We start from the raw sequence: 24,659 nt of genomic DNA on the forward strand, positions 1-24,659 counted from the left end.
AGGCTCTTGCTAAGCCGCCTGCCCGATACTTGCCCGCCGTGCCCGCCGATCCATCGACGCCGACAGCAACGTCAACCCGAACGCGCCGCACGCCATCACCACGCCAACCCACGGCAACGCACCAAGCGACGCACCCGCGCCGATCGCCATGCCGCCAAGCCACGCGCCCGTCGCGTTGCCGAGATTGAATGCGCCCTGATTCAGCGTGGACGCGAGGTTCGGCGCATCGCTTGCGCGGTTCACGATCAACATTTGCAATGGCGGCACGATTGCGAACGCGAGCACGCCCCAGATGAAGATCGTGATCATCGCGGGAATGGGGGAATGCATGGTCGCGGCGAAGAGGGTCTGGACCACGATGATCGACACAAGGAACGTCAGCAGCGAGCGCAACAGCTTCCAGTCCGCGAGCTTGCCTCCAAGCGTGCTGCCCACCGTCAGCCCGAGGCCGAACAGCAGCAGTACGAGCGTGACCGCGTGCGGCGAAAAGCCGGTGACGTCTTCGAGAATCGGCGTGATGTAGGTGAACACGGAAAAAAGACTCGCCGATGCCAGCACGCTAATGCCCAGCACCATCAGCACTTGCGGACTCTTAAGCACGTTGAACTCGCGCAATATGCTCGATTCCCGCATCTCGATGTGCTTCGGCAAGCACACGGTCAGCGCGCCGGCGGCGGCCAAACCGATCAGTGTCACCACCCAGAACGTGGCGCGCCATCCCGCTGCCTGACCGAGCGCGGTGCCAAGCGGAACGCCGAGCACGTTCGCGAGCGTGAGTCCGGTGAACATCAACGCAATGGCTTGCGCGCGGCGGTTGGGCGCGACCAGATCCGCCGCAACGACCGAGCCGATGCCGAAGAACGCGCCATGACAGAACGCGGTCACAATGCGCGCGCCCATCAAAACCCAATATCCCGGTGCAATTGCACACAGCATATTACCGACGATAAACACGCCCATCAGGCTCATCAACGCTTTCTTGCGCGGCATGTTCGCGGTGACGATCGCGAGAATCGGCGCACCGATAGTCACGCCGAGCGCATAACCGGACACGAGCATGCCGGCGGCGGGTATCGATACCCCGAGATCCCGCGCGACGTTGGGCAGCAAGCCCATGATGACGAATTCGGTCGTGCCGATGCCGAACGCGGCAATGGCGAGGGCGAGAAGGGGCAGAGGCATGGGGTAAGCGGTGACTGATGCTTGCCGGTCGCGCGTTATCGGGGTGAAGAACGCAGGCTCGGGCGAGCTGTAGGGATCAAATTGTACCGAACGTTTTTCGGTTTGCTTGGTGAAAACCCTGAGATTTGCGCAGTTGATTCAACGAGTTGGATTTTTCGGCGCTTCTGCGAGCCGATCTGTTGCTTTTCGCCACCGGGCGAACTAGGTTGCGGGTTCTTGCTCTTCAACAAGGATGTTCATGACTGCACTTCGGCGTATTCGCCCGTTGATCGTTGCAACCCTGCTGCTATTTACGACCGTCCCAAGGGTGTTCGCCCAGGAGGCCGACTCCAGTACCGGCCCGATCCGAACCATTGGCGGCAGCGTTTTATTCGTTCAGCAAGGGAATGGTTTCGAAGCGCAAATCGATGGCAAGCCGTTCGACCGGCTGAATGCGGGTCGTATCGCGCATTTCGACGAGCCGTCGGGCACGCGAATGATTGTCGAAGCCTTCGATAGCGGGGCGCCGGAACTCGTGCTCTACGATTTCAGCAAGCGGCCACCGGCGGTCGAACGTATAGGAAGGCGGATGAAGCTGACCGGCGTGTTCTGGCAAGGTAATGAAGTCGTGCTTAAAAGCGCCGATGGCTGGTTCAGGTTCCAACGGGGGACACTGACGAAACTGGTGTCATCGAAGATGATATATCACTGAGTTCGAACGGGCGTCATTCGCTCATCACAGAAAATGCCATGCCATCCTGCAGCAACGAAACCATAATACCGTTTCAGGATTAATTGTATGAAGAATAAATTAATTACCAGCGTAGCTGATTTATAGCCTGGGAAGTATAAAAAGATGCCGCCGACAAACGCCGGCATTCGAACCGCTTGACTGAACTGCTCAGGGAAATACTTGATGGCGCGGAGAACCGTCGAACCACGCTTTTACATTCCCGAGCGTGGTATTGGCGATCTCGCTGAGGGCTTCGCGTGTAAAGAAAGCCTGATGCGAGGTAACGATAACATTGGGAAACGACAATAGCCGCGCGAGCACGTCGTCCTGGAGCAGGTGATTCGAATGGTCTTCGAAAAACAATCCGGCTTCTTCCTCATAGACGTCGAGGCCGAGATGACCCAGTTGACCGCTTTTCAACGCGCCGACCAGTGCCTGACTGTCGATTAAACCACCACGGCCCGTATTAATCAGCATCGCGCCGCGTTTCATGCAGGCGAGCGCGGCGGCATCAATGAGGTGATAGGTGGAGGGTAAAAGCGGGCAATGCAGGCTGACGATGTCCGACTCCGCCAACAGCGTGTCCAGGGGAATATAACGAGCCCCGGCTTGCAACAGATCGGCCGCTGGCGGTCCTGGATCGAACGCCAGCAGCGTCATGCCGAAACCCGCCATGATTCGCCCTAACACCCGCCCGATCACCCCCGCTCCGACAATGCCAAGCGTCTTGCCGTGCAGGTCGAAGCCCAGCAGCCCGTTTAGCGAGAAATCACCGTCGCGGGTCCGGGCATACGCGCGATGAAGCTTGCGGTTCAGCGTCAGGATCAGGCCGGCGGCGTGCTCGGCCATCGCATGCGGCGAGTACGCCGGCACGCGCACCACGCCGATCCCGAGCCGCTCTGCCGCGGCCAGATCGACGTGATTGAAGCCTGCCGAGCGCAGCGCCACGAGCTTCGTGCCGCCCTCGCAAAGCGTCTCCAGGACGGCTTCGTTGAGGAGGTCGTTCACGAACGGGCATACCGCCATGCAACCGTGGGCGAGAATGGCCGTCTGCGCGTCGAGCTGCGATTCCTGGAACTGCAGGGAGTAACCAAACGCCGCGTTTGCCTCAGTGAAGGCGTCGCGATCATATTGCCGGCTACTGAAGACGATCATGTGAATCGGCATCGAACGATCTCCCTGCCAGCCTGGAAAAGCCTGTCAGCTAGCTATTGCGCTGGCCGGCGGCACCATGGAAAGTCGCGCGAGAATGCTTTCCGGTTGCGGCAACCCGACTTCTCCACCCGGGCCCATATGCTCGAGCGTGTAGTCAATGAACGCGCGCGTCTTGGCGGGCAGGTACTGGCGTCCCGGATAGACAATAGACACCTTCACATCAGGATCGTCGATAGCATAATCGCCCAGCACGCGCACCAGTGAGCCGTCTTCCAGATCCGCCGCGACAATGCCTTCCGGGATGATCGAAATGCCCATGTGCGCGAGCGTGCCGAGCCGCACCATCAATGCGCTGTTGACTGTATAGACCGGTGCAAGCGTAACCTGGTCGGCGCTGCCGTTGGTGCGATGCCGGAAGTGCCAGGTTGCGCTGCGCATTTCGCTGGGCAGCGCCACGAACGCGTGGTGCAGCAAGTCGGCCGGTGAGCTGGGCGAGCCGTGCTCTTCAAGATAAGCGGGCGTGGCGACGGGAATCAGCGTGTTGGTGGCGACCGGGCGTTCGACCAGCGCCGTGCTCGACACCATGAACGCCGTCACGATACCGACGTCGAATCCGTCCTCCACCAGATCCACACGGCGCTCGGATAACGTCAGCCGGACGTTCACCTTTGGATATACCTGCCGGAAGCCGTCGATAAGCGGTGTCAGCGCCATCAACGAAAGCGATCCAGACGCCACCACACGCAAGGTGCCGCTGGGGTCCCCTTCCGTATGCGCCACCGTCGATTCGAGATGATCCAGTTCTTCGAGCAGTGCGCGGCAACCTTCGAGATAACGCGTACCGGCTTCTGTTAGTGAGAGATTGCGAGTGGTGCGATTGATTAACCGGGTGCGCAAATGCGCTTCCAGCATTGCAATAGCGCGAGTAACGAGCGCGTTTGATACATCGAGTTGTTGCGCCGCACGTCGAAAACTTTCGGTTTCCGATACCCGTACGAACACACGCATGGCATGAATTTGATTCATCGTCTCTTACCTCTCAGTGTCCAAAACAGCGTGGACTGCATTGCACTTCTCGGTGCATGCAGCATTTTTTGATCGATGCCGAAAAGCGTATTGACACCCGTGCGGAATTACAATATCTACTCTATTTCTTGTTTGCATTCCGTATTAACCGCAAGACTTTCACATTTGGTAAGTCATTGCAATGAAAAATTACAATTCTCCTGATTTTGGAATGGATCGTCTGATTTATGCAGATATTTGTTTCGCGACTTGTGTTACGTGATTCAATTTTTAGTGCAGCCGTTAAAGCGCTTGTCTTATTGCATGCAATCGGGCGGTCGAACTTGCGGACATGGCTATACAGCCTCGATGCATAGTTTGCAATGTCGAGTTGCAGGGCTTTTTGCAATAAGAGTGGTTTTATTGAAGATCAGCGCCCGGGCTGACTGTCAAACATGAAAAATGGTCGTTGAATTCATGTCGTCCCGACTCGACGACTGGCAAACTGACACGCAAAAGGTCCGGTATTCATCGACTGCGGAATTGCTATGATAATTAATCGAGTCTTTAATTTTTACCAATTCAAGCCGCTCGATCACTACGCTTAAATAATCAATGGGGCCCATAATTTCATGATATGGAATTTGTTGGCAGGTCAACCCGAAATTGCGTTATTCGCAAGTCTCGCAATCGGCTTTTTCGTCGGCTCTTTCAAGTTGGGCCCCATACAACTCGGCGGGGTATGCGGCACGTTGATCGTTGCGCTGATTCTCGGGCAAAGCGGGGCACGCCTTTCACCGGACCTGAAGAACATCGCATTCGCCCTGTTCATCTTCGCGCTGGGCTTTACCGGCGGACCGCAATTCTTTGCGAATATCGGCCGGGGCTGGCGCTATGGGCTCCTTTCCGTCGTCGAACTGGTCGTCGTACTCGGGCTGGTGCTCGGTGCCGTCGCGCTTTTCAAGCTCGACCGCGGCACCGCAGCCGGTTTGCTCGCCGGCGCCGCGACGGAATCAGCCGTGGTCGGCACCGCGTCCGAGGCAATCGGCAAGCTTGCGCTGCCTGCTGCAGAGATCGCCCGGCTGCAGGCCAACATCGTTACCGCCTACAGCGTGAGTTACCTGTTCGGGCTCGTCACCATCGTGTTGTTCACCAGCCAGATCGCGCCGCTATTGCTGCGCGTGAACCTGCGCGATGAAGCCGAGCGCCTGTGGCGTGCGCTCGGCGGCGACAGCGCGTTGACCGAGGGGCAGAGGCTCGCGGCTCCTTCGCTCGTGGCCCGTGAAGTCCGCGTCACGGCTGCAGCGGATTTAACCGTCGATACCCTCGAAAAACGCTATGGCAACGAACTTACCGTCGGACGTGTGATGCGCGGCCGCTCGCTCGTGAAAGCGCAGCCGAATCTCGTGTTGAAGAAAGATGACCGGATCGTGATCGGCGGACGTCGCGCGGCGCTCGTGCAGGCGCTGCCTTCCATCGGTGAGGAAGTCGCCGGCAGCGACGTCGCCGATATCTACGCCGACACCCTTGACGTCATGCTCGCGCGGCGCGAAGTACACGGCCTGACAGTGGCGCAAGTGCGCGCCCGCGCGACGCCCGCCGATGGCCACGGCGTCTATATCTTGGCCGTCACGCGCCTGGACAGCACGATCCCGGCGCTGCCGGGCACGCAACTGCATCGCGGCGACGTACTGACGCTGATCGGCGCGACCGAGGACGTGCGGCGCGGCGCGGCGAAGCTGGGCTACGTGGTGAGCAGGACGTTGAAAACCGACTTCGTGTTTCTCGGTCTCGGCGTGATTGCAGGGATTGTCGTGGGGCACTTGAGCGTGGGTATCGGCGGCGCGCAGATCACGCTGGGCACGGGCGGCGGCTGTTTGCTGGCAGGGCTGCTATTCGGCTGGATTCGTTCGCGCTTTCCGGTGATCGGTTCGTTGCCTTCCGCCGCCGCGCAAGTGCTCAAGGATTTCGGGCTGTGCACGTTTATCGCCGCGGTCGGGCTGGGGGCGGGAGCGGACGCCATCCGCCTGATCCGCGAATACGGTTTTGCGTTGCCGCTGGCGGGCGTGGTCATCACGCTCGGGCCCGCGCTGGTGTCGCTCGCGGTCGGGCGCTGGCTGCTGAAACTCGAAGTGCCGATGCTGCTCGGTGCGATCGCCGGGCAACAGTGCAGCACGCCCGCGATCAGCGCGCTGGTCGGCGTGACGGGCAACGCGACGCCGGTGATCGGCTACACGATCACCTACGCGTTGTCCAACGTGCTCTTGCCACTGATGGGGCCTGTGATCGTCGGGCTTGCAGGCAAGGTGGGATGAACAGGTTTCCGTCGTAGCAAGCGGGATGAGCGCTTGAACAGAAGCGTCAGCATCAGCGGGTCCGCAGGTACACGAAACTAGCGAGGGCGTTATGGAATGGATACACCAGGTCTTTACGAAATCACCGGAAATCGCACTATTCCTGTCGCTCGCGGCGGGGTACTTCATCGGTCAGATCAACTTCGGCAAGTTCCAGCTTGGCGGTGTGGGCGGATCGTTGCTGGCGGCGGTGGTCATCAGCCAGTTTGGCGTGCAGATCGATAACGGCGTCAAGTCGGTCATGTTCGCGATCTTCATCTACGCGGTTGGCTACGACTCGGGGCCGCAGTTCTTCAACTCGCTGTCGCGCAAGACGCTGCGCGAGATCGCGATGGCGGTGTTTCTCGCGGTAACGGCGCTGGTGACGGTGCTGGTGTGCGCGAAGCTCTTCGGCTTGAACAAGGGCATTGCGGCGGGGCTGGCCGGCGGGGCGTTGACGCAGTCCGCGATCATCGGCACGGCGGGTGACGCCATCGCGCGGCTCGGGCTGCCAGCTGCCGAAACCAAAGCGCTGCAGGGCGATGTGGCGGTCGCTTATGCGGTGACGTATGTATTCGGATCGCTGGGCGCGATCATCGTATGCGTGAACATCTTGCCTAAATTCATGGGGCAGGGTTTGAAGGAGGCGGCGGCGGAAGCGGAGACGAGTTTATCAGGCGGCTCGGTCGCACATGGCGCCGGGCAGACGGCGGCGATGCCGGAGCTGGTCGGGCGGGCTTATCGCATAACGGGGGCCGGTGCAGCGACACGCGCGGGCAGCACCGATGGCAGAGGGCTGGCATTCAAGGCCGGTCCGGGCGGGGTGAGCGGTGCGGCGGGCCGGACTGTTGCCGAGATCGAGCTGGCTGAATCCGACATGATCACGATCGAGCGGATTCGCCGCGCGGGCAAAGCGGTGGAGCCGCGACCAGACGTGATGCTGCAAGCCGACGATATCGTGCTGGTCGTCGGCCGGCGCGAGATGATGGTGGCGGCGGCTCCGAATATTGGCGAAGAGGTGGCCGATACCGACGGCATCAGCGTCGTGATGCAGAACCGGCAGGGCGTGTTCACGCGCAAGGGCATGAATCACATGACAATTGCCGCGATGCGTGCGACTGTGGATCGCGACTTGCGGCACGGCGTATTCGTGCAGGAGATTCGCCGGGCGGACCAGCCGTTGCCGATACTTCCCGAGACCCAGCTCGAACATGGCGATGTGATTACGTTCTACGGTTCGCCGCAGGATACGAAGCGCGCCGTGGACGCAGCGGGTTATGAGTTGCCCGTCACCAACAAGACCGATTTCATCTACATGGGTGTGGGAATCGTGATTGGTTTGTTGATTGGGTTGATCGTGGTGAATGTGGGCGGCGTGCCGTTGACCCTGGGATCGGGCGGGGGCTGTTTGCTGGCTGGGCTGGTATTTGGCTGGATGCGTGGCAAACATCCGATGTATGGGGTGATGCCACCGGCGGCGTCGCAGTTGATGAAGGATTTCGGGCTCGCGGCATTTGTGGCGGCTGTCGGTTTGAACTCCGGATTACAGGCCGTGGTGACGGTGAAGCAGAGCGGCCTCACGATCTTCTTGCTGGGTGCGATCGTCACAATATTGCCGCTCGTTCTCACGATGCTGTTCGGCCGATACGTGTTGCGATATACAAACGCAGCGCTTCTGGCGGGCGCCCTGACCGGCTCGCGCAGCGCAAATCCCGCATTTGGCGGCGTGCTGGATAAGGCGGAGAGCGCAGTGCCGACCGTTCCGTTTGCGATCACCTATGCATTGGCGAATGTGTTGTTGACGCTGCTGGGACCGCTGGTGGTGGGCTTGGTGTAATGAAGGGATTCGTGCACGTTGCGGCGTGCACTGATCGGCGGCGTTGTGGGGCCTGACAAAAAATTTTGAACTGAGGCCGTGGCCCCGGGCCCAATGAAATTCAGAACGAAAGGGGACCGCCAATGACTTCGCAGCAAAAAACCGTTCGCCTCCCGACGGGAGAGCAGATCCCGGCTCTGGGCCAAGGCACCTGGGAAATGGGCGATCGCGCCAAAACCCGCTACGCAGAAATAGCAGCCTTGAAAACTGGCGTAGACCTGGGCATGACCGTGATCGATACGGCGGAAATGTACGGTGAAGGCGAGAGTGAAAAGCTGATAGCCGAGGCGTTGAAGGATCGTCGCGAAGAAATTTTCATCGTCAGCAAGGTCTATCCGCACAACGGCAGTGAAGCCGGCGTAAAGGCCGCGTGCGAACGAAGCCTTAAGCGTCTGCAGACTGATCGCATCGATTTATACCTGTTGCACTGGCGCGGCGGCGAGGATCTGGAAGGGGTCGTCGGCGGCTTCGAGATGCTGAAAGCGCAAGGCAAGATCCGCCACTGGGGCGTGAGCAATTTCGACACAGAAGATATGGTCGAACTTTTTTCACTGGAAAACGGCAACCAGTGCGCGACCAACCAGATCTTGTACAACGTCGCGCGCCGCGGTCCTGAATTCGATCTCCTGCCGTGGTTGCGCGAACGCAATATGCCGGCGATGGCATACAGCCCCGTCGATCATGCGCGTTTGCCGAAGCACAGCGTACTGAACGACATAGCCCAGGCCCGCGGCCTGTCCACCATGCAAATCGCACTCGCATGGGTCTTGCAACAACCGCAGGTCATGGCTATCCCTAAAGCCTCGACGGTGGCTCACGTGACTGAAAACGCTGCGGCAAGAGACGTGATTCTGTCGACGGAAGAACTGAATCTCATCGACACCCAGTTCAAGCCGCCGAAATCAAAGCGCTCGCTAGAGATGCTTTAGGGCTTGATGCGTTCTACATGCAAGCGTGATGCGAATGCACGGACCCGAGCACGGCGACTTCGGCCGGCGTGCGCTTGAGCGATGCTTCATCGACTTGTTTGGCGTCGGCGAGGAATTCATCGACCAAGGTAGAGACGGGCGTATTGCTGAGGCACAGCGAAACGCGCTGTGTTTCATTCGCCCTCAGTTGCGAACGCTGCCCCAGGAACAGCACGCCATATTGGTACCCGCGCACAATGCCGCGCACGGCTCCCACGCATTGTCCTTGCGCGGCGTTATCGGATTTGTTCGAACATTCCTGTGCGAGTGCGTAGGCGGAAAAACTCGGATCGACCGCAGGTTGCTGAGTGATTTGCTGTGCGTTCGCTACCGGGGCGCAGCCCAGCGCAGTGACAGCTGCAAACGCGAATGCCGCGGAGAAGTTTCGCTTCATGTTGTAGTCCCTCATGTCGAACGTTGAACTCGATATGAGGGAACGAGCGCCGATTGGTTCCTTCTACTTTGGCGCTTCGTGTCATTCAGGCTTTTGCAAGCGCCTCAATTCTTCCACCGGAATGTGACATCGAATCCGGTGGCCGTCGGCTGCGTGCGCGTACGGCGGTTCCTGCTGCTCGCAGATCGCACCGATCTTGCGCGGACAGCGCGTGTGAAACACGCATCCCGACGGCGGGTTGGCAGCGCTCGGCAACTCGCCCGAGAGGCGGATGCGTTCGCGCGCTTGCGGTTTGTCATCGATTGCAGGAACCGACGACAACAGCGCTTCGGTATAAGGATGATGCGGGCCGTCGAAGACATCCGTCGCCCGGCCGATCTCCATCAGCCGCCCGAGATACAACACCGCGATACGATCTGACAAATAGCGCACCACGTGCAGGTCGTGCGAGATGAACACGTAACTCACGCCACGTTCGCGCTGCAGGTCAGCGAGCAGATTCAGGATGGCGGCCTGCACGGAGACATCGAGGGCAGAGGTCGGCTCGTCGCAGACCACTACGCGTGGATCGCCCGCAAAGGCTCGCGCAATCGCCACGCGCTGTTTCAACCCGCCCGATAGTTGCCGCGTGCGCGAACTCAGATAACGTTCGGGCAAACGCACGGCGGCGGTCAGCGATTGCAGCCGCGCTTCCTTCGCCGCCCCGCGCAACGCGCCGAGTTTCGACAAGGACCGCGCGATCAGCCGGCGCACCGAATGCGCCCGGTTCAACGCCGAATCCGGGTTCTGGAAGACAATCTGCAGCGACTTGACCTGTTCGTCGTTACGGCTTGTCACGCGGGCGGGCAGCGTGGCGCCATCGAGTTCAATGGAGCCGCCCGCATCCGGCGACAACAAGCCCAGCAACAGCTTCGCGAGCGTCGTCTTGCCGCTGCCCGACTCGCCGACGAGTCCAAGCGTCTCGCCCAGCGCCAGTTCAAGCGATACATCGTGCACCGCCCGCAGCGATTCCCCGCCGACATGAAACGTCTTCGATAAATTTTCCGCGCGCAACGCAACGGGTGCGTCGGTCCGGTCGATCGCCGCGCTCAAAACCTCGGGCGTTGCGCGCGGTAATTCGGTCGCGCGCTCGTGATAATGGCAGCGCGACATCTGGTCGCCATGCGCAGCGGATACGCGATACGGCGGCGGCGCGTCATGATGACAACGCTCATCGGCGAGCTTGCAGCGCTGCGCATAGATACACCCTTGCGTCACCGTGCCCGGCAGCGGCAGCGAACCGGGAATGGTGTCGAGCCGGCCCGTGTCCTTGCTGCGTCCGGTGGTTGGCAGGCAGCGCAGCAACCCTACTGTGTACGGATGCCGCGGCTTCGCGAACACATCGCGTGTCGTGCCTTCCTCGACGAGTTTCCCTGCATACAACACACCGACGCGGTCGCACATTCGCCCGATCACCGCGAGGTTATGGCTGATGAAAAGCACCGCCGTGCCGAGCTCCTCGCGCAACTGAGCGATCAGGTCGAGCACCTCGGCTTCGACTGTTGCGTCGAGGCCGGTCGTGGGTTCGTCGAGGATCAGCAACTCGGGATTGCATGCAAGCGCCATCGCGATCACCACGCGCTGCTGCATGCCGCCCGACAATTGATGTGGATAACTATCCATCACACGTTCGGGCGACGAGATACGCACGCGCCGCAAGATCTCGATGGTGTGTTCCAGCGCCTCGTTCACCGACGCGCCGGCGAGCTCGAACGCTTCGGACACTTGCCGGGCGATCGTCAGCGAAGGATTCAGCGCGCGGCCCGGATCCTGATAAACCATTGATACCGCATTGGCACGCATGTGCCGCAAGGCGTCGGCGTTCATCGAAGCGATGTCGCGGCCGGCGATCGATATCTTGCCCGCCTTCACGCGGCCGTTGCGTGGAAGATATCGCAGGATCGCGAGCGCAGCAGTGGACTTGCCGCAACCGGATTCGCCGACAAGCCCATACGTCTCGCCGCGTTTCACCCGCAGCGAGATGTCCTGCAATACCTCGCGATCGCGGCCGCGCATGCGGTATGCAACCGTCAGGCCGACAATGGTCAGCGCATCGGTTTCGGCGCTCTTCGATCCATCGAAGATGGGGAAGGCGGACGGAGGCGGGCCATTCATCGTTCGAGCACTCCTTGGATGCCATCGGCGACAAGATTGACGCCCACCACCAGCGTGGCTATCGCGGCGGCGTCAAATACGACGGTCCACCATGCGCCGCCCGCCATCAAGGTGTAGGACTCTGAGAGTGCGAGACCCCAATCCGCGGACGGCGGCTGGATTCCGAAGCCGAGAAACGACAGCGTGGCGACCGCAAAGATGGCATAACCGAGCCGCACGGTAGCTTCCACGATGATCGGCTGCAGCACGTTTGGCAGGATCTCCGCGAACATGATGTAGAACGCGTTTTCACCGCGCAATTGCGCGGCCAGCACATAGTCGAGATTGCGTTCGGCGAAGACGGCGGCACGCACGGTGCGCGCGGTGATCGGTGTGAAGGTGATGCCGATCACAAGGATCACCGTCACGTTGCTCGCGCCCACGGCTGCCAGCGCGAGCAGCGCGACGATCACCAGCGGCAACGCCAGCAACGCATCGATCAGCCGGCCGATCACGTTGTCCACCCAGCCGTCGAAGTAGCCGACGATCAGACCCACCGCCGTCCCTGCCACGGTACCGAGCAATGTCGCCAATGGCGCGATGGTGAGAATGTCGCGAGCACCCACGATCACGCGCGCGAACACATCGCGGCCGAGTTGATCCGTGCCGAACCAGTGCGTGGCATCGGGCGGCGTGAGGGAATTCAATGGGTCAGAGGCGTAGGGGTCCTGCGGTACAACCCAATGACCGATCAGCGCGCACGCGACCCAGAACAGCAGGATCAGCGCGCCGACCACGAACGTAGGCGAGCTTAGCAGCGCCTTGGTGCGCTCGAAACGCGGTCCCTTGTACGGCATGGGAGTAGCGGTCGCTGTGCTCATTGCGCGTTCCTCACCCGCAAGCGCGGATTCAGCACGACATACAACGCATCGGCGATCAGGTTCGCCGCCGTATAAATCACGCCGACGGTCAGCACGCCCGCTTCGAGCATCGGAAAGTCCTTGCCCTTGGCGGCGTTATAAATCAGCGACCCGATGCCCTGATAGTGGAACAGCGTCTCCACGACCACCAGCCCGCCGATCATGTAACCGAGTTGCGTCGCGGCGACGGTGACGGTCGGCAGCAGCGCGTTGCGCAGCACGTGCCGCATGATCACCACGCGGCGCGGCAGGCCTTTGAGGATCGCGGTGCGTGTGTAGTCGGCATCGAGTGCTTCAACCGTACCGGCCCGCGCCATTCGTGCGATGTATCCGAAGAACACCAGCACCAGCGGCAACACGGGCAGGATCAGGTGCTTCAACTGAACGAACACATTCGATCCGGGAGGAAACGTGGCTTCGATAGGCAGCCATTGCAGCCAGATACCGAACACGAGAATCAGCACGATCGACGAGACGAACTCCGGCACGACCGTCGCCGATAACCCCGCAATGCTGATGGTCCTGTCTATCCATCGCCCCTCGTGCAGCGCGGCATAAACACCGCCGGCAATTCCAAGCGGCACCACGACGATAAACGCCAGCGCACCGAGCTTGGCCGAATTCAACAACGCGTTGCCTATAAACGGCGCCACCGGCGCGCGATACGAATACGACTCGCCCATGTCGCCGCGCAGGAAGTGCTCGATCCAGCCGGCATATTGCGTGAGCAAAGGACGGTCGACGCCGAGTTGATGATTGAGCGCGGCGACCGCGCGGGCGTCGGCGAGCGGACCGAGGATCGCGCGGCCGACATCGCCGGGAAGCAACTGTCCGCCCACGAAGACGATCACCGACAACAGCCACAACGTGATGATCGCCAGCAGCAGCCGCACACCGATAAACCGCGCGATGCGCGCAGCACTCCCGCTGTCGCTGCGCGAGCTTACTTTCGGCGCACCTGGCGCTGCGTGAGGAGAGACCGTGTTCATGATCGGAGCGTCCTCGGGTCAGGCTTCATCGAGCGCGAGACTCAAAAAGAACCGGCTACGCGCCGATAGTCGCGCGTTCGAAATACAACTGCGAGATAGCGTTGAAGCGCACGCCTTTCACGTTCGCTCGCGTGACGATCAGCTGATCGTAGAAATACGGGATCACGACGGGGGTTTCGTCGAGCAACAGGTTCTGGATTTGTCCCGAGAGTTTTTTCTGCGATGCCACGTCGAGCGCCGCCACAAAATCCGCCACGAGCTTGTCGTACTGCGCATTCTTGAAATGCGCGGCGTTCCAGGTGCCTTCACTGGTAAGCGGCGCGTTAAGAAATACGTTCGGCACGCCGCGATGCCCAAAGTCCGTGATGCCCAGCGGCGAATCGAGCCAGTCCGACTTGCCGTACGTGCCTGCGCCGTAATACAGATCCTGGCTTTCCACCTTCAAGGTGATCCGGATACCAACCGCCTTCGCCGCGTTCTGGATCACGACCGCGAGATCGGGAATCTCCATGTACTTCTCGGTCGTGAGCGTGACGTCGAAACCGTTCGGCACGCCCGCTGCCGCGAGCAATTGTTTCGCCTTCGCGACATCGAGCTTGCGCTGCGGCACGCTCAGATCGCTGGACGGAAACACGGGCGAGAACGGACTGTCGTTACCCAGCGCGGCGTGGCCCTTGAACAGCCCCTTCACCATCACGTCGCGATTCAACGCCAGCGCCAGCGCCTGGCGCACGCGCTTGTCCTTGAACGGGCCGATGTCGGTGCGCATATGCATCTGCCGATGCGCACTCGACTTCACGCCCAGCACCTTGAACTCGGGATTCGTCATCATGCTGACGCCGCCCTGCACGGTGAAGTCGCTCATCACGTCGGCTTGCCGGCCTTGCAGCGCGAGTAGTTGCGACTGCAGGTCGGCGTAGAACGCGAACGTGACGCGCTCCGGCAGAGCCTTTTCGCCCCAGTAATCGGGATTGCGTACGAACGCCGCGCCCACTTTCGGCGTGTACGACTCGAACCTGAACGGTCCCGTGCCCGGAAACGATTTCTCGTACGTGCCGCTGAAATTCGCCGGCAGGATCACGGCGTTGTAGGTATCCGATGAAACGTAATACGGGAAGTTGCCGTTCGGCGCGTCGAGATGAAACTCGACCGTCATGTCGTCGATAACCTTCACCGAGCCCTTCGACAACACTCCCTTCAGCACTGAAAGTGCTGCCGAACCGCTGGCCGGATCGGCGAGCCGGTTGAACGTGGCGGCGACGTCCTTGGCGCTCATCGACTGGCCGTCGTGGAACTTGACGTTCGGGCGCAGCTTGAACGTCCACACATCGCCCTTCGCGTTCGGTGTCCATGAAAGCGCGAGGGAAGGGCGGAGCTTGAGCTCCTGACCGTCGTCGTCGATGAGAAATTCGCCTGTCTGATTGATCAGCGCGAGGCCTGCGGCGTCGTTAACGGTGAGCGGATCGACGGCGCCCACAGGCGTCAGATGCGCGACGCGGATCGTGCCTCCGGGTTTGCCCGCAGGCGCCTGCGCGCGTGCCCGCGGCATGCCGATCAAGCCGCCGGCGGCCATCGACAAGCCCAGCAAGCTCGCATGCCGCAACAACTCGCGTCGCGACAGCCGGCCGGCCTTGAATTCGTCGATGGCATGATTGCCCAGTTCTCCCGCCGCACTCCTGGATTGCTCGAGCGCTGCATCGAAGGGGAAAAGCGAGGTGGCGGTTTTCTTCATCGGGCTGTCCGGTTCGGGGTTCGGTTGTTGTTTTGACTCGACGGCCCTGCGCCCGCCAGGTGAGGGCGGGGCAAGGACGGAATCGGATGCGCTTTTAGTTTAGCGGAGCAAATCGTGTTCCGTTTCGCTGCGGGTGATCATGGTCCAATTAATTGCGTACGCTGTGGGACCGGCGCGACGGTGCGGAAAGGCTTGCGTGCCCCAAGCGTCAGGAAGGCGGTAAAAAATCCGCTCCATGATTGCTTTCAATGCTGATGCGGATGTTTATGAATTGGATCGACCCAGAACACTTCCTCGGGCTCCTCCACCGCGTCAATATTCAGATTCACCACCACCGCTTCATTGTCACTGCGCACGAGTACGCATTCCAGCGGTTCATCGCTGAGCGCATTGATCTCCTGATGCGGCACATACGGCGGCACGAAGATGAAATCGCCCGGTCCGGCCTCAGCAGTAAATTCCAGATGATTGCCCCACTTCATGCGAGCCTGTCCGCGTACGACGTAGATCACGCTTTCCAGCGCGCCGTGATGATGCGCGCCGGTTTTTGCGTTCGGGTGAATCGTGACCGTGCCCGCCCAGATTTTCTGCGCGCCCACGCGAGCCGCGTTGATCGCCGCCGCGCGATTCATGCCGGGCGTCTGCGCGGTGTTGGTATCGAGTTGATCGCCTTTGATCACCTTGACGCCGTTCTCGCGCCAGTCGGTGTGCTCGTGCTGATGTTCGTCGCTCATTCTCTTCATCTCCGCCGATCTGTAGATAACGCTGCCGATCCGCCAATTTGCCGATAAACGCCAGTAAACAAAAGTCCGCTGCCGCCGGAAGGCAACAACGGACTTCGTTCAATCGTCGAACCCGACGTTCGAACGTACAACGACTACTTGCCCTTCGAATTCACGATGGCTTCCGCGACGTTGTTCGGCGTCTCGGCGTAGTGCTTGAACTCCATCGTATACGTGGCGCGGCCCTGGGTGAGCGAGCGCAACGTGGTCGAGTAGCCGAACATCTCGGCGAGCGGCACCTCGGCGCGCACGATCTTGCCGCCGCCGCCCGCGATGTCTTCCATGCCCTGCACGATCCCGCGGCGTGACGACAAATCGCCCATCACGTTGCCCATGAAATCTTCGGGCGTTTCCACTTCCACGGCCATCATCGGTTCGAGCAGCACCGGCTTGGCTTTTCTCATGCCGTCCTTGAACGCCATCGATCCAGCCATGCGGAACGCGTTTTCGTTCGAGTCCACGTCGTGGTACGAGCCGAAGGTCAGCGTCACCTTCACGTCGACGACCGGATATCCCGCCAGCACGCCGGCTTTCAGCGTTTCCTGAATACCCTTGTCGACCGCCGGAATGTACTCGCGCGGCACGACGCCGCCCTTGATGGCATCGACGAATTCATAGCCGCCACCCGGCTTTTGCGGTTCCAGCTTCAGGACCACGTGACCGTATTGACCGCGTCCGCCTGACTGCTTGACGAACTTGCCTTCAATATCTTCGACCGGGATACGGATCGTCTCCCGATACGCCACCTGTGGTTTGCCGACCGTCGCTTCGACGCCGAACTCACGCCGCATCCGGTCGACGAGAATTTCCAGGTGCAATTCGCCCATGCCCGAAATGATGGTCTGGCCGGATTCCTCGTCGGTCTGCACGCGGAACGACGGATCTTCCTGAGCCAGCCGGTTCAACGCGATACCCATCTTTTCCTGGTCGGGTTTCGTCTTCGGCTCGACCGCCTGCGAGATCACCGGTTCCGGGAAAATCATGCGTTCCAGAATGATCGGATGAGCGGGATCGCAGAGCGTATCGCCGGTGGTCGCTTCCTTCAGGCCGACGGCCGCAGCGATATCGCCGGCGCGCACTTCCTTGATTTCCTGACGCTCGTTCGCGTGCATCTGGAGAATCCGGCCGAGCCGCTCTTTCTTCTCCTTGATCGCGTTGTAGACCGTATCGCCGGAATTCACCACGCCCGAATACACCCGGAAGAAGATCAACTGGCCGACAAACGGGTCCGTCATGATCTTGAAGGCGAGCGCGGAGAACGGATCTTCGTCGGTCGGATGACGCTCCGCATGTTTGTCGTATTCGTCGACGCCCATGATCGCGGGCACGTCCGCCGGCGACGGCAGATAGTCGATCACCGCATCGAGCATGGCCTGCACGCCCTTGTTCTTGAACGCGCTGCCGCAGAACATGGGGACGATCTCGCTCCTGAGCGTGCGCGCGCGGATAGCTGCCTTGATTTCGTCTTCGCTGATCGGTTCGCCACCAATGTATTTGTCCATCAGCGCTTCATTCGCGTCCGCTGCTGCCTCGATCATCTTCTCGCGCCATTCTTCGGCCGTTGCGAGCAGATTACCGGGGATTTCCTGATATTCGAACAGCACGCCCTGGCTGGCCTCGTCCCAGATGATTGCTTTCATCTTGACCAGGTCGACCACGCCCTGGAAGTGCTCTTCCGCGCCCACGGGGATTTGCATCGGCACGGCGACGCCCTTCAGACGCTCGCCGATCTGCCGTTGCACGCGGAAAAAGTCGGCGCCCACGCGGTCCATCTTGTTGACGAACGCAATGCGCGGCACCTTGTATTTGTTGGCCTGGCGCCAGACCGTTTCGGATTGCGGCTGCACGCCGCCGACCGAGTCATACACCATGCAGGCGCCGTCGAGCACACGCATGGAGCGTTCGACTTCAATGGTGAAGTCGACGTGTCCCGGGGTGTCGATGATGTTGATCCGATGTTCCGGATAATTCCCTGCCATGCCCTTCCAGAAGGCTGTGGTGGCAGCGGAGGTGATCGTGATGCCGCGCTCCTGTTCCTGCTCCATCCAGTCCATCGTGGCCGCGCCGTTGTGAACCTCACCGATTTTGTGATTCACACCGGTATAGAAAAGAATGCGTTCGGTGGTGGTGGTCTTGCCGGCATCGATATGAGCGCTGATACCAATATTCCGATAGCGGTCGATGGGAGTCTTGCGGGGCACTTGAACCTCCTGTTGATTGGTTGGAGCTTTGAAACCCGAACCGGGCTCGATGACCCGGACGGCGGCTCCGGAGCGAAGCTTTGTCCTGCTTCGTGGTCGCTTCGCTGGTTTATTAGAATAGCGCGTCGACAAGCTCTTTGCAGGATTCTTGCCAGGTTGGCGAAAAAGATGAATCTTTGATGACGTAAGGCGGCGTCCTGTGCTGCGCACATGCAAAAAGCCGGCGCGCGCTAAAAAGCGGGCGGCCGGCTTCAGGCGCGACTGGGCGCGGTGACTTGAGGACGACTATCGGACGACTACAACTCGCCAGACCTGTTCAGGCGTAATGCTGGCGACGTTTATCGCAATGCAGGCAGACCCTGGATCTTCATGCCCGGCTGAATTCCTTTCGATGCGAACCAGCCTTTGCTCATTTCCAGTGCAAACACGCCATTGTTACGCGGGCAGTGATTGTTCTCCGTCTCGGCCTGCATTTCGTCGATATCCGTCACCGTGCCGTCTGCACGCATGAACGCGATCGACAGCGGGATCAAGGTGTTTTTCATCCAGAAGCAGTGCACGGCCGTTTCATTGAAGACGAACAGCATGCCTTCGTTGGGCGCGAGCTTCGTGCGATACATCAGGCCTTGTTCGCGATCGGGATCGTTCGCGGCGACAGCAGCGTCGATCACGAACATGCCCGCGGTGAGCTTTGTGTGCGGGAAGTCGGCGGGCTGCTTGGCGCCCGGCGGCATTTGTTGAGCGTGCGCGGCAAGCGGCGCCGCTGCAATGAACGAGACGAGCGGAACGGCGAGCGCAACGAGTGCGCGGCGCATCAGACGGCCAAGATCAAACGATGAAACCGAATGGGGCGAGAGCCATGAAAGACGCACGGCGAAACTCCTGATGGGATGAAGCCGGAAGGCTGAAGAATCGGGAAAGACTGGCGCATGTTACTTGAGCGCGCGAGCGCCGACAAAAAGCGCATGCGCATATAGCCCAACCCGTAACCCAATCCGCCCAAAGAAAAAGGCAGAAACCTTTGCGGGCGTCTGCCTTTCAATGCCGCTTGCGCGGCAGCACTACTTGGTTTTAGCGTCGCGTTACCGCGATCTATTACCAGTTGCAACTTACTCCGACGCGGCCGAAGCAGCAGCAGCCGTAGCTGCCTTCTTGTGCGTGGCCTTCTTGTGGGTCGACTTCTTGTGTGCCGACTTGTGAGCGGTCGAAGCAGCTGCAGGAGCCGATGCTTCCGGGGCCGAAGCTTGTGCGAATGCAGCCGTTGCGAACAGGCCAGCGACGAGAGCAGCGATCAGTTTGTTCATGTTGTGAATCCTCAGCTTTAGTTTGATTTAACCTTGTGACCCGGTCGTTGGAGTCATGTCGGTAAACGAGCCATCCACCTTTTGGTTGACAGGGGATTCGAACAAAAACTTCGATCCCGCTGCGAGCGCTTGAACCTTACGTAATGCCTTCAAATACGGGCTATTCGTTTCGGTCCTTCGCTAATGCCGGATGGCGTTTTAAGGCATCTGCTGCGAATAACGCCGCACGTGGGAAGTTCGTTGACGTGTTTTTTCAGGATTGTGCTGCAATAATTGTTTGGAAGACGAAATGAATTTGTAATGTTTGGAATTAAGCGAGATTAAGGAACACGTGGTTTGTCTAGATACTGCCGTTCCATGGCGCGCGCGGCGGCAGCGTCATCGACGCGCCCGGCGCTAGTCCGAGACTGAATATATCGAGCGCGCCGATACCCACGCGCACCAGCCGAAGTGTGGGATATCCGACCGCCGCCGTCATTCGACGCACCTGGCGATTGCGTCCCTCGATGATCGACAGTTCGATCCACGTGGTCGGGATCGCGGCGCGATATCGGATCGGCGGGTTACGCGCCCAAAGCAGTTCCACCGATGCCACTCGTTTCACGCCGCACGGCCGCGTAATGAAATCGCCGAGATCGACACCCGCGGCAAGACGCTCAAGAGCGGCCGTGTCCGGCGCGCCTTCCACTTGCGCCCAATACCGTTTGACCAATTTGTGACGCGGCTCGGCGATACGCGCCTGAAGTGCACCGTCGTCGGTGAGGAGTAGCAGGCCTTCACTGTCTGTATCGAGGCGGCCAGCCGGATATACCCCGCGCGTTGTCACCCATTCGCCGAGCGAAGGGTGCTTCTCGTGCGGCGAGAATTGACAGATCGTGCCGAACGGTTTGTTAAGAGCGAGCAGCGGCATGGCGGGAAATCAATAAGGAAACGAAGGGTGTAAGCGGTGCGCGCGAGCTTGCTGCGCGGCTTTGTCGCGGGAATACGGCTATGGCGGATGGCGGAATATTAATGCATAATCCGAAACACCGACTCTTATGTCTTATATAAGACATAAGAAACGAATCAAGCAATAAGCGATCGTAGCCACCGCGCCGGAGGATCGTTTTAACACGCACCGTTTTGCTGCAATGCGGCGAAGCGGGGCCCGGGCAGCCGCTTCGCACCGTGGGCTAGAATAGTGTTCTGGTCGCCTCGGGCGCGCGCCGGCATTGCCGTCTGCGGCCCCAGCCACCGTCCGCTCATGCGCTTTTTTCGCCGAATTTCCGAACGCATTCTGTGCATTTCTGTAGTTAGCTAGCCCAGCCATCTTTGGAGTCGACCATGCCGTATCAGCACATCAAGGTTCCGACGGGCGGTGACAAGATCACCGTTAACGCGGATTACTCGCTCAACGTCTCCGACCAGCCGATCATCCCTTTCATTGAAGGCGACGGAACGGGGTTGGACATCACGCCGGTGATGATCAAGGTCGTCGACGCAGCGGTGGAGAAAGCCTACGCAGGCAAGAAGAAGATCCACTGGATGGAAATCTTCGCGGGCGAGAAGGCCACCAAGGTCTATGGCCCGGACGTGTGGCTGCCGGATGAAACGCTGGACGTGCTGAAGGAATATGTCGTCTCGATCAAGGGACCGCTCACCACGCCGGTCGGCGGCGGCATCCGTTCGCTGAACGTCGCGCTGCGCCAGCAACTCGACTTGTATGTCTGCCTGCGCCCCGTGCAGTATTTCAAGGGCGTGCCCTCGCCGGTGCGCGAGCCGGAAAAGGTCAACATGGTCATCTTCCGCGAGAACTCGGAAGACATCTACGCCGGCATCGAATGGGCGGCCGAGTCGGAAGAAGCGAAGAAGGTCATCAAATTCTTGCGCGAAGAAATGGGCGTGAAGAAGATCCGCTTCCCGGAAACGTCGGGTATCGGCATCAAGCCAGTGTCGCGTGAAGGCACGGAGCGCCTGGTTCGCAAGGCGATCCAGTACGCCATCGATCACAATCGCAACACCGTCACGCTCGTGCACAAGGGCAACATCATGAAGTTCACGGAAGGTGCGTTCCGTGATTTCGGCTATGCGCTGGCGCAGAAGGAGTTCGGCGCTGAGCTCATCGACGGCGGCCCGTGGATGAAGATCAAGAGCCCGAAGGGTGGTGACATCGTGCTGAAGGATGTGATCGCGGACGCGTTCTTGCAGCAGATCCTGCTGCGTCCGGCCGAGTACGACGTGATCGCCACGCTGAACCTGAACGGCGATTACGTTTCGGACGCGTTGGCGGCTCAGGTTGGCGGTATCGGTATTGCGCCGGGCGCGAACATGTCGGATTCGGTGGCCATGTTCGAAGCCACGCACGGTACCGCGCCGAAGTACGCGGGCAAGGATTATGTGAATCCGGGTTCAGAGATCCTGTCGGCGGAAATGATGCTGCGCCACCTCGGCTGGACGGAAGCGGCGGATGTCATCATCAAGTCGATGGAAAAGTCGATCCTGCAAAAGCGCGTCACATATGACTTCGCGCGTTTGATGGAAGGCGCAACGCAGGTTTCCTGCTCGGGCTTCGGCCAGGTGCTGATCGAAAACATGTAATTTCGGCCAGGCTTCTAGAAAAGCCCCGATGCGACTGGTTCGCATCGGGGCTTTTTCATGGGCGGTGCGAACCGATTGGGCCGCGGCGCACGCTTGTGTCAAAACTTGTCGCAAGCGACTGTTTCGCTGCGGCGGAGTGATACCCTCGATTTGCTGATTAATACATGTGTTTTTATACAGTTCGTTTTCGCCGGACACACCAATGCCTCACCCAAGCTCGCACCTGAATGCGTTGTTCGCCCGCTAGCTCGCGAAAGAAACTCGCGGTTTGCTCGGCGCACTCGCGGGTGGCGTGATCGGAGGCGTTGTGGCGTTCACGCTGATAAACCGTTTCAGTTCAACAAGCCTCACGAGTGGTGCCGACGCAATTTCCATCGCGAACACGTACATCGTCTATTCGACTTTCATGATCGCGGCGGTAGCTGTGTTCCTGACCGTGGCGGGTTTGATATTCACGCAGCATTTCGCCATGGAGAAGGAGCGCCACGCCGCGGACGCCTTTACGGCGTTGGTGGGCGAAATGGCTCGCACCAACGGGTGCGCTGTCGAAGTGGTGAAAGAAGTCATGAAGAACGCCGAAGTGGTCCAGCATTTCGACGATCAGGTAAAGGAAAAGCTTCGGGAGGTCATGCGTGCGCAGCTGGATATCGCGGACCAGCTGCGAGCACGGGCGCGCAGCGAACGTGACGCACTGTCCCGCATCGCCAGCGATTTAGAGAGTGCCTAGACCGATCGGGAGGGAAAGTATGACAATCGTTTCCGCAATACCTGTCTTGCGAACCACTACAGCGCTGTCGGCGTTTTTGATGGCCGAGCACCATTACGACATGGTTGAGTACGCGCCACCTGTTGACGTCGACGAAATAGCGCAGCTACTTCGGATCAAGGTGACCGAGCATGCAGATCCTGATGCAGGAAGCACGATCGGCAAGATAGCGCTGAGGCACGAAGGGCCGGCAGAGGTTTGGATCAACCCGGCGGAAAATGCCTATGGTCCAAGACGCCGATTCACCCTGGCGCATGAAATAGCGCACTCTTGCATGCACAGATCCACCGATCGCCACGAATTTATCGACACCAGGAGCACTATGAATCGCAGCGAATCCTACTGGAACAGTTGTCAACTACCCCGCCCTGAAGGGCGGAGCTTGCAGAATACCGCGAGCTCAGGTTGACCAGACTAAGCGCTCCGGATGCCTTAATCCGGACTTCATTGCCGAGTAGAGCGGGCGCTACGTTGTGCATTGGTTCAAGACCCACCCTGGGATGCTTCCTCAGTCCCCGGCTCTGGAAGTCCCGGTTGCAGACAAGCGACAGGGTAAGTACGAAACGGATCGGGACGAAATGCCGGTGCACAACATTGTCGAGGGGAGCGAGTCGCAAGACTGCGTTACTAGGCCCTTACGGGCAGAGTCGCAAGACCCTGATGGGTGGAAAGCCCGTCACCTATTTAACGAGACGCAGTTAAAACCGTCTCCTTACCTCCCCGGGCCTGAAGTCCGGGGTTTCACGGAGACCCTGATGAATCCGAGGCCAACCGGTTTGCCGCCGAACTATTGATGCCGCAACAGCTTATTGAATCGCTGGGAAGGCGCGTAATCGATGCTTATAAGGCCGAGCACAACGCCGAAAAAATGCCATTGACGCGTTTTATCGACGTGATGGCGGCCAAATTTCGCGTTTCCCATCCCGCCATGGAGTGCCGATTGAAGAATGTCGGAATTGGCAGATAGAAATAGGCAAAAACCGCCTGAACGCATCCGGGATTTTTTTTCGCTCATTGCACGCGAAAATAAAAAAACCCAGCGTGATGCCGGGTTTCAAGGACAGTGCGCGATCGAACGGTCAGGCAGATTCCTGGATGTTCGATGCCTGTTTGCCCTTGGGTCCCTGGACGATCTCGAAGCTGACCTTCTGGCCTTCCTTGAGCGTCTTGAAACCATTCATCTGTATCGCCGAGAAATGTGCAAACAGATCCTCGCCGCCTTCATCGGGCGTGATGAATCCATAGCCTTTCGCGTCGTTGAACCATTTGACCGTACCAGTTGACATCACTTCCCCTCTTACTCTCGTCGCTACCACGAGCACGCTCGAAAAGCTCGACGACCCACAATGTGAACCGCCCCCTCCTCACTAGCTCACCGCGGCCTTTCTTCACCTGAAACGCTTTCGGAAAAAAGTGCCAATTTGATTGTTTAATCTCTTAAATCAAGTGTCAAGAAAATTTTGAGATGGTCGTAAAGACGTTGTAAAGACCTCATTTCAAGGGTTTTTCCCGCTTTGCGCGTATCCCGCCGCACAAGCACGCCATCTTGAAAAGTCGCATAATCGACGCACATGACCAGTACAGCCAGCACGCGGCTGCAAACAGCAGTCGCAGCAGGTTGCAAGTGCAG

21 protein-coding genes are annotated in these 24,659 nt (G+C 59.6%); 7 read left to right on the forward strand and 14 right to left on the reverse strand.

Going from position 1 to position 24,659, the window contains the following annotated elements:
• Nucleotides 1–9 precede the first annotated feature (9 nt).
• Nucleotides 10–1,182, reverse strand: coding sequence for an MFS transporter (locus tag M0D69_RS01740; protein WP_301780373.1), 1,173 nt, complete (start codon nucleotides 1,180–1,182; stop codon nucleotides 10–12).
• A gap of 238 nt (nucleotides 1,183–1,420) precedes the next feature.
• Between M0D69_RS01740 and M0D69_RS01745 the strand changes: the two genes are divergently transcribed.
• Nucleotides 1,421–1,873 carry a hypothetical protein gene (locus tag M0D69_RS01745; protein WP_301780374.1) on the forward strand — a complete coding sequence of 151 codons (453 nt, stop codon included), beginning with the start codon at nucleotides 1,421–1,423 and terminating at the stop codon, nucleotides 1,871–1,873.
• Nucleotides 1,874–2,062: 189 nt separating this feature from the next.
• On the opposite strand, the gene M0D69_RS01750 is transcribed toward M0D69_RS01745, so the two are convergent.
• Both M0D69_RS01750 and M0D69_RS01755 read right to left on the reverse strand, forming a co-directional pair.
• A complete protein-coding gene (locus tag M0D69_RS01750) occupies nucleotides 2,063–3,055 on the reverse strand; it encodes a 2-hydroxyacid dehydrogenase (RefSeq protein WP_301780539.1) in 993 nt (330 codons plus the stop codon).
• Between the two features lie 39 nt (nucleotides 3,056–3,094).
• Entirely contained in the window at nucleotides 3,095–4,075 is a 981-nt protein-coding gene (locus M0D69_RS01755) for a LysR family transcriptional regulator (protein ID WP_301780375.1), read from the reverse strand.
• A gap of 611 nt (nucleotides 4,076–4,686) precedes the next feature.
• On the opposite strand from M0D69_RS01755, the gene aspT reads away from it, so the two are divergent.
• The 3 genes from aspT to M0D69_RS01770 all read left to right on the forward strand — a co-directional run bounded on the left by aspT (nucleotide 4,687) and on the right by M0D69_RS01770 (nucleotide 9,192).
• Complete coding sequence (gene aspT, locus M0D69_RS01760; RefSeq protein ID WP_301780376.1) at nucleotides 4,687–6,369, forward strand: aspartate-alanine antiporter; 1,683 nt, start codon at nucleotides 4,687–4,689, stop codon at nucleotides 6,367–6,369.
• Nucleotides 6,370–6,460: 91 nt separating this feature from the next.
• Entirely contained in the window at nucleotides 6,461–8,224 is a 1,764-nt protein-coding gene (locus tag M0D69_RS01765) for an aspartate-alanine antiporter family protein (RefSeq protein ID WP_301780377.1), read from the forward strand.
• Nucleotides 8,225–8,346: 122 nt separating this feature from the next.
• Nucleotides 8,347–9,192, forward strand: coding sequence for an aldo/keto reductase (locus M0D69_RS01770; RefSeq protein ID WP_301780378.1), 846 nt, complete (start codon nucleotides 8,347–8,349; stop codon nucleotides 9,190–9,192).
• A 13-nt stretch (nucleotides 9,193–9,205) separates the two neighbouring features.
• Here M0D69_RS01770 and M0D69_RS01775 read toward each other — a convergent pair whose 3' ends face one another.
• From M0D69_RS01775 to M0D69_RS01820, 10 genes are all read right to left on the reverse strand, one after another.
• Nucleotides 9,206–9,625, reverse strand: a complete 420-nt coding sequence (locus tag M0D69_RS01775) for a hypothetical protein (protein WP_301780379.1) — start codon at nucleotides 9,623–9,625, stop codon at nucleotides 9,206–9,208.
• Nucleotides 9,626–9,706: 81 nt separating this feature from the next.
• The gene (locus M0D69_RS01780) at nucleotides 9,707–11,779 is read right to left on the reverse strand and encodes an ABC transporter ATP-binding protein (protein ID WP_301780380.1); all 2,073 of its coding nucleotides are present in this window, start codon (nucleotides 11,777–11,779) and stop codon (nucleotides 9,707–9,709) included.
• A complete protein-coding gene (locus M0D69_RS01785; RefSeq protein ID WP_301780381.1) occupies nucleotides 11,776–12,639 on the reverse strand; it encodes an ABC transporter permease in 864 nt (287 codons plus the stop codon). Before M0D69_RS01785 ends, M0D69_RS01780 begins: the two co-directional genes overlap by 4 nt.
• Complete coding sequence (locus M0D69_RS01790) at nucleotides 12,636–13,667, reverse strand: ABC transporter permease (protein ID WP_301780382.1); 1,032 nt, start codon at nucleotides 13,665–13,667, stop codon at nucleotides 12,636–12,638. The genes M0D69_RS01785 and M0D69_RS01790 overlap by 4 nt, the downstream gene beginning before the upstream one ends.
• Nucleotides 13,668–13,722: 55 nt before the next feature.
• Nucleotides 13,723–15,399 carry an ABC transporter substrate-binding protein gene (locus M0D69_RS01795; protein ID WP_301780383.1) on the reverse strand — a complete coding sequence of 559 codons (1,677 nt, stop codon included), beginning with the start codon at nucleotides 15,397–15,399 and terminating at the stop codon, nucleotides 13,723–13,725.
• A gap of 245 nt (nucleotides 15,400–15,644) precedes the next feature.
• The gene (locus tag M0D69_RS01800; protein ID WP_301780384.1) at nucleotides 15,645–16,133 is read right to left on the reverse strand and encodes a cupin domain-containing protein; all 489 of its coding nucleotides are present in this window, start codon (nucleotides 16,131–16,133) and stop codon (nucleotides 15,645–15,647) included.
• A 143-nt stretch (nucleotides 16,134–16,276) separates the two neighbouring features.
• Complete coding sequence (gene fusA / locus M0D69_RS01805) at nucleotides 16,277–18,382, reverse strand: elongation factor G (protein ID WP_047895911.1); 2,106 nt, start codon at nucleotides 18,380–18,382, stop codon at nucleotides 16,277–16,279.
• A gap of 338 nt (nucleotides 18,383–18,720) precedes the next feature.
• Nucleotides 18,721–19,197, reverse strand: coding sequence for a DUF192 domain-containing protein (locus M0D69_RS01810; RefSeq protein WP_301780540.1), 477 nt, complete (start codon nucleotides 19,195–19,197; stop codon nucleotides 18,721–18,723).
• Between the two features lie 294 nt (nucleotides 19,198–19,491).
• Complete coding sequence (locus M0D69_RS01815) at nucleotides 19,492–19,686, reverse strand: hypothetical protein (protein ID WP_047895912.1); 195 nt, start codon at nucleotides 19,684–19,686, stop codon at nucleotides 19,492–19,494.
• 340 nt (nucleotides 19,687–20,026) lie between these two features.
• Nucleotides 20,027–20,596 carry a pseudouridine synthase gene (locus M0D69_RS01820; protein ID WP_301780385.1) on the reverse strand — a complete coding sequence of 190 codons (570 nt, stop codon included), beginning with the start codon at nucleotides 20,594–20,596 and terminating at the stop codon, nucleotides 20,027–20,029.
• Between the two features lie 413 nt (nucleotides 20,597–21,009).
• Here M0D69_RS01820 and icd point away from each other — a divergent pair, with 413 nt between their 5' ends.
• The 3 genes from icd to M0D69_RS01835 all read left to right on the forward strand — a co-directional run bounded on the left by icd (nucleotide 21,010) and on the right by M0D69_RS01835 (nucleotide 23,438).
• On the forward strand, nucleotides 21,010–22,263 hold the full coding sequence (gene icd, locus M0D69_RS01825) for an NADP-dependent isocitrate dehydrogenase (RefSeq protein WP_301780386.1): 1,254 nt from the start codon (nucleotides 21,010–21,012) through the stop codon (nucleotides 22,261–22,263).
• A gap of 307 nt (nucleotides 22,264–22,570) precedes the next feature.
• Nucleotides 22,571–22,990, forward strand: coding sequence for a hypothetical protein (locus M0D69_RS01830; RefSeq protein WP_301780387.1), 420 nt, complete (start codon nucleotides 22,571–22,573; stop codon nucleotides 22,988–22,990).
• Between the two features lie 19 nt (nucleotides 22,991–23,009).
• On the forward strand, nucleotides 23,010–23,438 hold the full coding sequence (locus M0D69_RS01835; protein WP_301780388.1) for an ImmA/IrrE family metallo-endopeptidase: 429 nt from the start codon (nucleotides 23,010–23,012) through the stop codon (nucleotides 23,436–23,438).
• Nucleotides 23,439–24,108: 670 nt separating this feature from the next.
• On the opposite strand, the gene M0D69_RS01840 is transcribed toward M0D69_RS01835, so the two are convergent.
• Nucleotides 24,109–24,315 carry a cold-shock protein gene (locus M0D69_RS01840; RefSeq protein WP_035497884.1) on the reverse strand — a complete coding sequence of 69 codons (207 nt, stop codon included), beginning with the start codon at nucleotides 24,313–24,315 and terminating at the stop codon, nucleotides 24,109–24,111.
• Between the last annotated feature and the right edge of the window lie 344 nt (nucleotides 24,316–24,659).

The organism is Caballeronia sp. SEWSISQ10-4 2 (genome assembly GCF_030464885.1).
Taxonomy (GTDB): Bacteria; Pseudomonadota; Gammaproteobacteria; order Burkholderiales; family Burkholderiaceae; genus Caballeronia.